Source organism: Kribbella sp. VKM Ac-2566 (genome assembly GCF_004366005.1).
GTDB classification, from domain to species: Bacteria; Actinomycetota; Actinomycetes; order Propionibacteriales; family Kribbellaceae; genus Kribbella; species Kribbella pratensis.
Map to the genome: position 1 here is coordinate 131,413 of NZ_SODT01000014.1, position 13,515 is coordinate 144,927.

Genomic DNA, 13,515 nt, shown 5'->3' on the forward strand with positions numbered 1-13,515 from the left:
ATGTGGGTATAAACAAGCACATGCTTGCCGGTGTCTGCGAGGTTGTTGCCGCCTGAGCCTTGGAGGACCTGTGATTCGTTCGCGGTCGGTTCGTCTGGTTGTCGGTCTGCTTGTCGGTGCACTGGTGCTTCCCGCGGTTCCGGCGCTGGCGTCGCGGGAGGTGACGCTGGAGATCCTGTCGAGCCGGCCGGACAAGGTGACCGGTGGGGATGCGCTCGTCCATGTCGATGCGCCGGATGACCGCGTTCGAGTGACTCTCAACGGCGTCGATGTGTCGTCGGTGTTCACCGCGGACGGGGACGGGCTGACCGGACTGGTCGGGAACCTGCGGCTCGGCTCGAACCTCCTCCGCGCCGAGTCGGACGGACGCAGTACGACGCTGGAGGTGCGGAACTACCCGCGGCAGGGGCCGGTGTTCTCGGGGCCGCACGAGCAGCCGTTCGTGTGTGAGACGGCGAAGTTCACGATTCCGGTGATCGGCGGCACGCTCGGCGCTCCGCTGGACGCGGACTGCTCGGTCGCGCCGCGGGTCGACTACTTCTACCGGACCACCGCGGGCCGGTTCGTGAAGTTGCCGGCAGGCGCCACGTCGTACCCGGCGGATCTCGCGAAGACGGACTCTGGTGATCCGTTCATCGTGCGCATGGAGACCGGGAGCGCGAACCGGGCGGTCGTCCAGACGAGCATGCTGCACGACCCGTTGCGTTCGGCCGCGCCGACCCCGACGCGGCGATCGCAGAGCTGGAACGGCCGGGCGATCTTCACGCTCGGCGGTGGATGCGCCGGCGGCTGGTACCGGTCGGGTACGACGACCGGCGGGGTGACGGACGCGTTCCTGCTCGGTCGCGGGTACGCGCTGATGTCGTCGTCCCTGAACGTGTTCGGGCAGAACTGCAACGACCTGACCGCGGCCGAGTCCGCGATGACGACGAAGGAACTGTTCGTCGAGCACTACGGACGGCCGGACTTCACGGTCGGCTTCGGGTGCTCCGGCGGCTCGTACCAGGCGCATCAGATCACCGACAACTACCCGGGCATCTTCGACGGCATCATCGTCGGCTGCTCGTTCCCGGAGGTCGGGTTCGGCACGGTCTCGTTCATCAGCGACTCGTGGCTGCTGGACTCGTACTTCACCAAGTCCAACCTCCAGTGGACGCAGGAGCAGAAGCGTCAGGTGGCCGGTTTCCAGACGTACGCGACGCTGCCGAGTATGGCGGTGAGCGCGAACCGGATCGATCCGCGGCTCAATTGCTCCCATCTCCCGCCTGCGCAACGCTACGACCCCGCGACGAACCCACGCGGCGCCCGCTGCGACGTCTTCGACCACACGATCAACGCGTACGGCGCGGATCCGTCGACCGGGTTCGCCCGCCGGCCGCTCGACAACGTCGGCGTCCAGTACGGGCTGAAGGTGCTGAGGTCCGGGGTGATCACACCGGCCCAGTTCCTCGACCTGAACGAGCGGGTCGGTGGGTTCGACGCGGACGCGAACCTGGTGCCGTCCCGGACCGTGGCGGATCCGCAGGCTGTGCGTGCGGCGTACCGGACCGGGCGGCTGACGTACGGCGGGGGCGGGCTGAAGGACGTGCCGATCATCGACTACCGGGCGTACTCCGACACCCAGTCGTACGGCGACATCCACGTCCGGTACCACACGTTCTCGATGCGCGCCCGGCTGCAGAAGGCGAACGGTACGGCGGCCAACCAGGTGAGTCTGCTCGAGGACGCGACGTACGGACTGTTCAGCACGTCGAGCCCGCTGCTGCAGCACGCGATCGACGAGATGGATCGTTGGCTGACGCAACTGACCGCGGACACCACGTCCCGTCCCCGGATCGACAAGATCGTGGCGGCGCGGCCGTCCGGTCTGGTCGAAGGGTGCCGTGCTCCCGAGGGCTTCGTCGCGCAACCGTTGAACCGGGACCCGGAGTCGCGCTGCGAGAAGCTGTTCCCGTCCGCCTCCTTCCCGCGCGAGGTGGCCGGAGCAGGTGTAGCGGCAGACGTGATCAAGTGCAAGCTCCGCACACCGGCACGAGCGGACTACCCGGGCTTCACCGACGCACAGTGGCACAAACTGCTGGCGATCTTCCCGAGCGGGGTCTGCGACTGGTCGAAGCCGGGGATCGGGCAGCAGCCGTTGGCCGGGACGTGGATCAGCTTCCCAAACTGAACCTGAAGGTGTGCTTCTGCGGTTGCAGGTCGTGCGGCGGCAGGATCGGTGCGCCGCTGGTGGGGCTGCCGAGGCCGTGGTGGAGGGCGTCGAGGGTGATCCAGACGCGGTCGCCTGGGTGCAGGTCGGCTGGGTGGTCGGCGGCGGCCAGCTCGGCGATCGTCCAGCGGCGTACGGTCAGGCTGAAGTGTGGGTCGCCGGTCAGGCGGAGTTTGCCGGCTGGGCCGGAGAGCTCGGCCCAGCGGACGTCGCCGCGGGCGCCGTTCTCCTGCGGGTACAGGTACGGCACCTGGAAGTCGTCGATCGTGCTTGTGTAGCGGCCGATCCGCGCTGCCGAGCGGGAGTCCGGGTAGGCCTGTCCCGGCCCCAGCCCGAACCACGTCAGGCCGTGAAAGCCCGCCGGCACACCGAACGTCACTCCGAGACGAGCCCAAGGCACCATCCATTCACCCAACGGCTCCACGTCGACCTCCGCCGTCAACCGCCCGCCGTCGGTCCTCCACGTGTACGTCGTCAGCACTCGAGCATCCGTCGCCGCAGCCCCCACCATCGTTGCCACGACCAACTCATCACCTGAGGCCTCGACGGATACGGTCCGGTACCGCAAACGATCCAGCCCGGCATTCGCCCACCGGGTCTTGCGGTCGAGTGTCGTCGCATCCCAGGTCCGAGCATCATGCTGCGTAGGCGCCCGCCACAGCTCCAGCGGAACATGCTCGACCGCCCACCCGCCAAGCCCCACCAACCGCCCGGTCCGCCCGTCGAACCGCCCCGGGCCAAGGGCGACCTCCCCACCCCTGAGAATGGGCGTGAGAGTCGGGTGTCCCGCGGCGGCGGTGGGCAAGGTGGTGAGGTCGGGCGGTGCGAGGCGGGTCTGTGTGAAGGCGACCTCGTGGCCGGCGGGTGCCCAGGGGCTGTCGTTCGTGAGTACGGCGCGGATTGTCAGCCAGCGTTCGCGGTTCTGGAGGGCCGGGAGCTCCGGAAGTTGTGCGGTCGCGGACCGGCCGGCCGGGATCACCGGGAAGGGGAGGGGGCCGCGGGCAACTACCTCGCCCTCGTCGGCAGCCTCCCAGTGGAGTGAGAGGTGGGAAGTGTCCAGTACGTCGTACCGGTTGGTGATCGTGAGGACGTCGCCGGCGACGGACAAGCGCACCGGCTCGTAGACCTTGTGGACCTCCGCGAGCACCGGCTGCGGGGTCAGATCGGGGAAGACCAGCCCGTCGAGGACGTACGTACCGTCGTGCAGTTCCTCGCCGAAGTCACCGCCGTACCCGTAGGAACCGTCCGCTCGCAGGATGCCGTGTTCCATCCACTCCCACAGGAACCCGCCCTGGCAGCGTTCGTAGGTGTCGAAGAGCGCTTCGTACTCGGGCAACCCGCCAGGACCGTTGCCTCCGGCATGCGAGTACTCACACAGCACGAAGGGCATCGAACGCCGCCGCGCATCCAGCACCGGATCGTCCAGGGGCTTCTCGGCGCGCTTCCCGATCGCCTCGACCTCGGCGTGCGACGCGTACATCCGGCTGTACACATCCACATCGGCACACGACAGATCGCCTTCGTAGTGCAACGGCCGCGACGGATCCCGATCCCGCGTCCACGCTGCCATCGCGGTCAGGTTCGACCCGACGCCCGCCTCGTTGCCCAGCGACCACATCACCACGCACGGGTGGTTCTTGTCCCGCTCGACGGTCCGCCGCATCCGGTCCAGGGACGCGTCGAGGAACCGCGGATCGTCGGCCGGGTTCCCCTGCCAGTCGAGCAGCATGAACCCGTGCGACTCGTAGTCGCACTCGTCCATCACCCAGAACCCGAGCTCGTCGCACAACTCCAGCAGCCGTGTGTCCGGCGGGTAGTGACTGGTCCGGATCGCGTTGATGTTGTGCCGCTTCATCACCAGCAGCTCCGCACGCAACCGTTCCTCGGGTACGGCGCGACCGAACACGGGATCGTGCTCGTGCCGGTTCACCCCGTGGAACAGGATCCGCCGCCCGTTGACCCGCAGTACGCCGTCGACGATCTCCACCGTCCGGAACCCGATCCGCAGCGCGACCCGCTCACCCGGCAACTCCACGACCGCGTCGTACAACCGCGGTACCTCGGCCGACCACGGCTCGACGCCCGGGATCGTCACCGTCTCGCCGCAGGGCACCACGACGTCCAGCGATGGGATCCGCACCACCGCACCCGGCGCCGACTCGACCATCAACACCCCGGCGCCGTCCCGATAGTCCGCGTGCACGAACACGTCCGCGTCCATGCTGTCGATGGGCCGGGCGATCAGTGTGACGTCCCGGAAGATCCCCGGCAGCCACCACATGTCCTGGTCCTCGAGGTACGAACCGGACGACCACTGATGCACTCGCACCGCCAGGACGTTCCGCCCCGGCCGCAGTACGCCGCCGACCGCGAACTCGGCCGGCAGGCGCGAACCTCGCGTCACCCCGAGCTCGACCCCGTTCAGCCAGACCCGCGCGCACGAGTCCACGCCGTCGAACCGCAGGACCGTCGAACCACTCCACGACTCCGGCAGCTCGAAGACCAGCCGATGATCGCCGGTCGGGTTCTCGTCCGGCACGTACGGCGGATCGACCGGAAACGGATACTTCTGATTCGTGTACGCCGGACTCCCGTGCCCGTGCATCGGCCACGACGAAGGCACCGGCAGCACGTCCCAGTCCGAGTCGTCGAAGTCCACCTCCTCGAAGCCGGCGTCGCCCACGGAGGGAGACAGGCGGAACCGCCACTGCCCGTTCAGACTCAACCGAGGCGCATCCGACCGCACAGCCGCTCGCGGAGGAAGCACGCCGTAGCCAGGACCCGGGTCTTCCCAGTAGTTCACGCGTCCTCCCGGATCCATACGGTCATCGGGCCGACTTCCCGGTTCCCCCAGGCGTAGTAGGGGATCGCGGTCAGCGTGCCGTCCCGTGTCGGTACGTCGACCGTGGTCACGCCGCCGAGCAGGTCCGGCCGCTCGTGCTCGATCAGCTCGCCCGCGACCACGGCCGCCGAGTCGAGTACGACGTCTGCGTCCTGCTGCTCGAAGCAGTACACCAACGGGCCGCGCTCGATCGCGATGCAGCCGCGCACCGAGTCGATCCGCTCGTCAGGCGTCGTACGGCGGGCCGCCACCGGCAACTCCAGCACGACCTCGTCGCCCACCGCCCACACCCGCCGCAGCGGTCCCTCGAACCCGTTGACCGTCAGCCGATGAGTCTCCGCCCACGCCGGGATCCGCAGACCGAGAGTCCAAGGCGTGTCCGGCGTCGACGTGATCCGCACCCGGACCGTCCCGTGCCACGGATACTCGGTCTCAACCTCGAAGCCGATCGGACCGACCCTCACCGACGCCGGCGCGTAGAGCTGTACCTGCACTCCGTCGTCGTCCGAGGTCGCGATCAGCTGATCCAGCGACGACAGCGTGCGCATCACGTTCGGCGGGCAGCACGCCGTACCGAACCACGGCTGCCGCCCACCCACCGCGGACCGCTGATCGTCGGCGAAGGCGTTGTTCCGCACCTTCAACGTGTTCACGTAGAAGAACCGGTCACCGTCGAGCGACACCCCGGAGATCACCGCGTTGTACAGCGTCCGCTCGATCAGGTCGGCGTACTTGCCCTCACCTGTCGCGAGCAGCAGCCGCCAACTCCACTGCACGCTCGCGATCGCGGCACAGGTCTCGCAGTACGCCGCATCCGGCGGCAGCTCGAACGGGTCGCCGAACGCCTCGCCGTACCACCTCGCCCCGACGCCACCGGTCAGGTACGTCTGGCTCTCGACCATCGTCGACCACGTCGCCTGCAACGCGTCGAGCAGTTCGGCGTCGCCGGTCTCCCCCGCGACGTCGGTCGCACCGGACGCGAGATAGAGCGCCCGGACCGCGTGCCCCGCGATCGTGCGAACGTCCCGCACCGGCAGGTGATCCTGGAAGTACGCCGGACCGTGGTGACCCGGGGGAGTGAGCAGCCCGCGCCCACGCGCCTCGACGAAGTACGACGCCAGCTCGAGGTACGCCGCCGTACCGGTCTCGCGGTAGAGGTCGACGAGCGCCATCTCGATCAGCGGATGCCCGTCGACTCCTTCCAGCCGCCCGGGGCCGAACGTCTTGCACAGGTGATCGGCGAACCGGCACGCCACGTCGAGCAAGGTGCGATCCCCGGTCGCCCGGACCTGTGCCACGGCCGCCTGCAGCAGGTGTCCCGCGCAGTACAGCTCGTGCCCCTTCTCCAGGTCGCCGTACCGCTGCCCGTCGAGTGCGAGCCGCGTGTAGGTGTTGAGGTACCCGTCAGGGTCTTGCGCTGCGGCGACCAGCGCGCTCGTTGTGGACTGCCGGTCAGCGAGGTCAGTGGACGGCTCCCGGGCCTGCTCCCAGGCGACCGCCTCAAGCCACTTGTAGACATCGGTGTCGGCGAACAACTTCCCGGCGAAGCCACCAGTCTGCTCGTCCGCGGCCCGGCGGAAGTTGCGGAGCGTGCCGACCTCCTCGAGGCGCTGAGCCGCGGCCGGGATGGTCGTCTCCCGGTTGATTCGCTGCCGGTTCAACCAGAACCCGCCGGTGAGTTTCGTGCTGCCGAGGGGGAGGGGGCGCAAAGGCATGGTGGCAAGGTAACCATCGTCGCGGACGTCCAGGCAAGAGTTCGTGCAAACGATTGCGGCCACGAGAATCACCGAGTGCAAACGATTGCGGTTTTTGCGCGTCATGCTCTTGACACGGCTTCGTGACCTCCGTGACCATGAGGGCCGTCGTTCCATTCGGACTTGATTAGATATTCAGACTGCGCATGTCAGCAGCCGCCGCCCCCTGCCGAAAGCGAGGCATGGACGATGACCGAAACTCCCCCTCTCACTCCACCGGGCTGGTCCCGGCGCGGATTCGTCGGGACGACCGCAGCCGCCATCGGTGTGGCGTCGCTGGGCATCACGCCGACGGCCACCGCCGCGAAGGCCGCCGCGACGAGCGTGAACGATGACCGGCTGCCGGCCTTCCCCGGCGCCGAGGGCGCCGGCATGTGGGCCAAGGGCGGCCGCGGCGGCTCGGTGTACGAGGTCACCACGCTGGCCGATTCCGGACCCGGCTCGCTCCGTGAAGGTGTCTCCGGCTCCGACCGGACCATCGTGTTCCGGGTCTCCGGCACCATCAAGCTGGAGACCCAGCTGCTGATCTCCGGCAACAACCTGACCATCGCCGGACAGACCGCGCCTGGTGGCGGCATCTGCCTGTCGGGTCACAGCACCGGGATCAAGGGCGGTGCCCACGACATCGTGATCCGCTACCTGCGGTTCCGGCTCGGCGACCTGTACGCGGTCGCGGACGACTCGTTCAACACCAACGTGCCCGGTTCGGTCAGCCCGGAGATCCGCAACCTGATCATCGACCACTGCTCGTTCAGCTGGGCGGTCGACGAGTGCCTGTCGCCGTACGGGAACTACGACGTCACCGTCCAGTGGTGCATCGTCTCCGAGGGCCTGGCGCTGTCCGCGCACCCGAAGAACCGGCACGGGTACGGCGGTATCTGGGGTGGCGAGCGGAACACGTACCACCACAATCTGGTCGCCCACCAGGGTGGACGGCAGCCGCGCTTCGGCTACACCGAGGGCATCAACCTCGAGGTCGACCACTACAACAATGTGATCTACGACCACGGGTACACGTCGGTGTACGGCGGTGAGTGGGCCAACGGCATCAACATCATGAACAACTTCTACAAGCCGGGCCCGACCACGCTGGACGAGGTCGCACCGGTCGTGGTGAGCGCGAACCGCGGGGGCCAGTGGTACGTCGCCGGCAACGAGGTCGAGGGCCACCCGGACGTCACCACGCACAACCGCCGCGGTATCCGCTACCCGATCGGCGGGATCGTCGAACTGGCCGAGCCGCAGCCGATCCCGGGCCGCGGCGACCTGCAGGCGGCAAGCAAGGCGTACGACGCGGTGCTCGCCGGGGCCGGCGCGATCCTGCCGAAGCGCGACGCCGCCGACGCCCGCGTCGTCGAGGAGGTCCGCAACGGCACCGGCCGGCTGATCAACTCGCAGAAACAGGTCGGCGGCTACCCGGAGCTCGTCCAGACCGAGGCGCCGGTGGACTCCGACCACGACGGCATCCCGGACTGGTGGGAGAAGGCCAACGGCCTCGACCCGAACGACCCGTCGGACGCGCAGAAGATCGCCCCGAACGGCTACACCTACCTGGAGAACTACCTCAACTCGCTGGTCCCGGACCCGACGGGCAACCCGGTCGTGCAGATCACCAGCCCGGCGCAGAACACGACGGTCGCCGGTCGCACCGCGCCGACCGTGACGATCAAGGCCGACGCATCCCCCGCGAAGGGCGGGCAGCTCGCCAAGGTCGAGTTCTTCGTCGGCGACCAGATGGTCGGCGCTGCGACGAGTGCGCCGTACCAGGTCGAATGGAAGAACGTCGCCGACGGCTCCTACTGGATCACGGCGCGGGCCACGGACAAGAACGGTACGGCGACCCAGTCGACCGCTGTCCAGGTGCACGTCAACAAGCAGCTGGGTACGCCGGGCTGGACGTCGGCGTCGATCGGGAAGCCGCCGGTGCCGGGCTCCGGCAGCCTGGACGGCGGAGTGCTGACCATCAAGGGCTCCGGCCGGATCTACGGGCGGACCAGCAACTTCCACTATGTGTACCGCAAGCTCCAGGTCGGCGGTGCGGGTGCGGTCACGCGGATCACCGCGCGGCTGGACCAGCTCGGCAAGATCGCCAACGGACTCACCGCGGGCCTGATGATCCGCGACTCGCTGGACCCGGCCGCGCCGTACATGTACGGCGGTATCGGCTTCGGTGTCGCGGGCGGGTACGGCACCGTCAACGACAACGCGAGCGCCGCGCCGACCGCCACCGACGACGGCGGCATGAAGGCGCAGGCGATCCGGATCCAGACCGACGGCTCGGTGCCGAGTGTCGGCCCGTGGCCGTGGGACGGGAGCTACCTGGACCCCACGAAGGTGTACTGGCTGCGGCTGCTCCGGCGCGAGCGCCCGCAGGCCAGAGAGGTCGAGTTCGAGGCCTTCATCTCCACTGATCAGGTCAAGTGGGACCGCTTCGGCTACGAAAAGATCATGATGCCGAGCCGCTCCTTCTACATCGGGTTCGCGATCGACGGCGGCAGGGTCGACAACGCCCTCGTCGACTACGGGACCGCGCAGTTCAGCAACATCACGCTCGAGCAGCAGTGAGGTAAATGACATGTCAGAACGCATGATCGACCGGCGTCGGCTGCTGCAGGGCGGTCTCGGCCTCCTGGCCGTGGCGACCATCCCTGGGTGCGGCTTCTTCGACACCAAGCCGGCAGGCTCCGGCGCACAGGCCGCAGTGGCCGGCGAGAAGGAATCGCCGATGCTCAAAGCCCTGGTGGACAAGGGCTCCCTGCCCCCGCTGGCGGACCGGTTGCCGAAGAACCCGCCGGTGATCAAGCCCCTCGAGGGCAAGGCGCAGTACGGCGGAACCTGGCGGTCGGCGATGCTGACCCAGGAGGACACCCAGTGGCTGTGGTACGCGATGCGCTACGAACCGCTGCTGCGCTGGAAGCCCGACAAGGTCGGCAAGCCCGGGTACGACGAGATCGAGGCGAACGTCGCCGAGTACACGGTCGATGCCGAGAGCAAGGTGTACACGTTCAAGTTGCGCGAGGGCCTGAAGTGGTCCGACGGCAAGCCGTGTACGGCGGACGACCTGATGTTCACGATCCTCGAGGTGCAGTGCGACGAGGGGCTGCACCCGGACGGTCTGTACGACGCCTTCACGTCGCCGGACACCGGCAAGATCGCGAAGGTCGAAAAGGTCGACGAGCGCACGATCAAGATGACGTACAGCTCGCCGCAGCCGTCGCTGCTCGTGCAGATCGCCGACGCGATCTTCGAGCGTGAAGGCGCCTACGGGATGCTGCTGCCGAAGCACTACTTCCAGCAGTTCCACCTGAAGTACAACAAGTTCGCGAACGCACTGGCGAAGAAGGCCGGCGTCGGCAGCTGGACCGACCTGTTCGCGCAGAAGCAGAACCCGTGGACGAACCCGGAGCAGCCGACGCTGGCACCTTGGAAGGTGACCACCCCGCTCGGCAAGGGCTCCGCGGTCACCCTGACCCGGAACCCGTACTACTGGAAGGTCGACGACCAGGGCCGCCAGTTGCCGTACATCGACAACTGCCGCGTCGAGGTCGTCCAGGACGCCCAGGTCGAGCTGCTCAAGGTGATGAACGGCGAGTTCGGCATGCAGTACCGGAACTTCGGGACGCCGCAGAACAAGCCGGTCGTCGCGCAGAACCGGGAGAAGGGCGGCTACAAGATCTTCGAGGTGCCGACCCAGCTGACCAACACGATGGTCATAGGCATCAACCTGACGCACAAGGACCCGGTCAAGCGGGCACTGTTCTCGAACAAGGAGTTCCGGGCCGGCCTCTCGCACGCGATCAACCGCAAGGAGGTCATCGACGCGGTCTACGCCGGTCAGGGCGAGCCTTGGCAGGGCGCTCCGCCGAAGGACTCGCCGTACTACAACGAGCAGCTCGCCACGCAGTTCCTGGAGTTCGACGCCGCCAAGGCGAACCAGCACCTGGACGCGGCCGGGCTGACGAAGAAGTCGCCGGACGGCAAGCGGCTCGGCGCCGACGGGAAGCCGGTTTCGGTCACGGTACTGGTGAGCGAATCGTTCCCGGACCACGTCGAGGCGATCGAGTTCGTCAAGAAGCGCTGGGCCGCGGTCGGGATCGAGCTGCGCACCCAGGCGGTCAGCGAGGACCTCTACAAGGAACGGGTCAAGGCCAACGACCACGACGCCGGGACCTGGACCTGCGGCACGTTCGTACTGCCGACCGGTACCGGTGGTGACCACTACTGGGTGCCGACCAACGACGGCAGCGCGCGGTACGGCATCGGCTGGGCGCAGTGGTACCAGTCGAAGGGCGAGGAGGGCGTGAAGCCGCCGGCGGAGATCCAGAAGCAGATGGAGCTGTTCACCCAGGCTCGGCAGGAGCCGGACCCGGCGAAGACGCTCGAACTCGGCAAGCAGATCCTGCAGATCGCGGCCGACCAGTTCTACTACATCGGTGTCAGCTCGGTGCCGAACACGTACGGCGTCGTGAAGAACGACTTCCACAACGTGCCGGAGAAGATGAGCGAGTCGGTTGCCCCGGGCATCGTCCACCCCGAGCAGTTCGCGATCGGGCAGTAATGCTGCGGTTCGTGGCCCGGCGGCTGGTCTGGATGGTCATCACGCTGGCGGCGATCTCGTTCGTCACCTTCGTGGTCATCAAACTGCCGCCGGGCGACTACACCACCACGGTGATCGCGAACGCGGAGGCCCGCGGCCAGGACATCCCGGACTCGCAGATCGCCGAGCTGAAGCGGCACTACGGGCTCGACAAGCCGTTCATCGTGCAGTACCTCACCTGGATCAAGGGAGTGGTGCTGCACGGTGACCTCGGGCAGTCGTTCGCCTGGAACCAGTCGGTCGCCAGCCTGATCGGCAACCGGGTACTGCTCTCGATGGTGCTGTCGATCGCGAGTCTGCTGTTCGTCTGGGCGATCGCGTTCCCGATCGGCATCTACAGCGCGCTGCGGCAGTACTCGGGCGGCGACTACCTGGCGTCCTTCCTCGGCTTCATCGGGATGGCCGTCCCGGAGTTCATGCTCGCGCTGGTGATGATGTACATCGGCTTCCGGTACTTCGGCCAGAGCGTCGGCGGACTGTTCTCACCCGAGTACGCGGACGCGGCCTGGAACCTGGGCAAGCTGCTCGACCTGATCTCCCATCTATGGGTCCCGATCGTGGTGGTCGGGGTCGCCGGTACGGCGGGACTGATCAGGATCACCCGGGCCAACCTGCTCGACGAGCTGCACAAGCCGTACGTCGCGACCGCCCGTGCGAAGGGCCTGCCGGAGTGGAAGCTGCTGCTCAAGTACCCGGTCCGGATGTCGCTCAGCCCGTTCTTCAGCACGGTCGGCTGGCTGCTGCCCGGCCTGATCAGCGGCGAGACCATCGTGTCGGTCGTGATGAGCCTGCCGACCAGCGGCCCGCTGCTGCTCGGCGCGGTGAAGAGCCAGGACATGTACCTGGTCGGCAGTTTCGTGCTGATTCTCAGCACGCTGACGGTGATCGGCACGATGCTCAGCGACCTCGCACTGGCCTGGTGGGATCCGCGGATCCGCACCCGGTTCCAGAAGGGATAGATCTGAATGGTCCAGCAGACCGAGGCGATCGCCCCCGACACTCAGCACGAGACCCCGCAGGAGGTCGTGAAGAGCCTGCGCGACCACGGCGCGCTGCCGCAGTGGCGGCTGATGTGGCGGCAGTTCCGCCGGCACCGGCTGGCGCTGATCGGGTTGATCGTGCTGATCCCGATCTACTTCATGGCGATCTTCGCCGGCTTCTTCGCGCCGTCCAGTGCCGACACCGCGCACACCGCGCTGCCGTACGCCCCGCCGCAGCGTGTGCATGTCTCGGCCGAGCACGGGATGTTCGTGTACGGGTACTCGTCGACGCGCAACCAGGAGACGTTCGAGCAGACCTTCACCGTCGACAAGTCGAAGATCGTCGACGTCGGGTGGTTCGTGCGCGGCGACGAGTACTCGATCCTGGGCCCGATCAAGTCGAACATCCACCTGATCGGCCCGACGAAGGCCGGTGAGGCGTTCTTCCTGGTCGGCTCCGACCAGTCCGGCCGGGACCTGCTGTCCCGGCTGATCCACGGCGCCCGGGTGTCGCTGTCGATCGGTCTCGTCGGCGTGTTCGCGAGTTTCCTGCTCGGCATGCTGATCGGCGGGATCTCCGGCTACGTGGGCGGCCGGGTCGACAACATCATCCAGCGGATCATCGAGTTCATCATGTCGGTCCCGACATTGCCGCTGTGGATGGCGCTGTCGGCGGCACTGCCCGGCAGCTGGGGTCCGTTGACGAGGTACTTCGCGATCACCGTGATCCTGTCGCTGATCGGCTGGACCGGACTGGCGCGGGACGTCCGCGGCCGGTTCCTCAGCCTGCGCGAGGAGGACTTCGTGATGGCGGCCCGGCTCGACGGCGTCGGGCGGACCGGGATCATCTTCGGCCACATGGTGCCGTCGTTCGCCAGCCACATCATCGCGTCGATCTCGATGGCGGTGCCACGGATGATCCTCGCCGAGACCAGCCTGTCGTTCCTCGGCCTCGGTCTGCAGCCGCCCGCGGTCAGTTGGGGTGTGCTGCTCGAGGGCGCGCAGAACATCCGCGCGGTCGCCACCGCCCCGTGGCTGCTCACCCCGGGCCTCGCGGTCGTGGTCGTCGTACTCGCCATGAACTTCGTCGGCGACGGTCTCCGCGACGCCGCGGATCCCTACAAGTAGGAGGC

Annotated in this window: 7 protein-coding genes; 5 read left to right on the forward strand and 2 right to left on the reverse strand. The window is 67.7% G+C overall.

Going from position 1 to position 13,515, the window contains the following annotated elements:
- Positions 1-70: 70 nt before the first annotated feature.
- On the forward strand, positions 71-2,170 hold the full coding sequence (locus tag EV647_RS34660) for a DUF6351 family protein (protein ID WP_202876417.1): 2,100 nt from the start codon (positions 71-73) through the stop codon (positions 2,168-2,170).
- Here the strand turns inward: EV647_RS34660 and EV647_RS34665 are convergent.
- Positions 2,154-5,012 carry a glycoside hydrolase family 2 TIM barrel-domain containing protein gene (locus tag EV647_RS34665; protein ID WP_134010661.1) on the reverse strand — a complete coding sequence of 953 codons (2,859 nt, stop codon included), beginning with the start codon at positions 5,010-5,012 and terminating at the stop codon, positions 2,154-2,156. The two genes, EV647_RS34660 and EV647_RS34665, sit on opposite strands and share 17 nt — an antisense overlap.
- Positions 5,009-6,766: a glycoside hydrolase family 127 protein gene (locus EV647_RS34670; RefSeq protein ID WP_134010663.1), complete on the reverse strand. Its 1,758-nt coding sequence runs from the start codon at positions 6,764-6,766 to the stop codon at positions 5,009-5,011. The genes EV647_RS34665 and EV647_RS34670 overlap by 4 nt, the downstream gene beginning before the upstream one ends.
- A 228-nt stretch (positions 6,767-6,994) precedes the next feature.
- Between EV647_RS34670 and EV647_RS34675 the strand changes: the two genes are divergently transcribed.
- From EV647_RS34675 to EV647_RS34690, 4 genes are read left to right on the forward strand one after another with little or no spacing between them, the layout of a single operon-like run.
- Positions 6,995-9,370, forward strand: coding sequence for an Ig-like domain-containing protein (locus EV647_RS34675; RefSeq protein ID WP_134010665.1), 2,376 nt, complete (start codon positions 6,995-6,997; stop codon positions 9,368-9,370).
- A 10-nt stretch (positions 9,371-9,380) separates the two neighbouring features.
- Positions 9,381-11,363 (forward strand): ABC transporter substrate-binding protein, encoded by a 1,983-nt coding sequence (locus tag EV647_RS34680; protein ID WP_134010667.1) that lies wholly within the window; start codon positions 9,381-9,383, stop codon positions 11,361-11,363.
- On the forward strand, positions 11,363-12,361 hold the full coding sequence (locus EV647_RS34685) for an ABC transporter permease (protein WP_134010668.1): 999 nt from the start codon (positions 11,363-11,365) through the stop codon (positions 12,359-12,361). The genes EV647_RS34680 and EV647_RS34685 overlap by 1 nt, the downstream gene beginning before the upstream one ends.
- Before the next feature lie 6 nt (positions 12,362-12,367).
- Positions 12,368-13,510 (forward strand): ABC transporter permease, encoded by a 1,143-nt coding sequence (locus tag EV647_RS34690; RefSeq protein WP_134010670.1) that lies wholly within the window; start codon positions 12,368-12,370, stop codon positions 13,508-13,510.
- Positions 13,511-13,515: the final 5 nt, after the last annotated feature.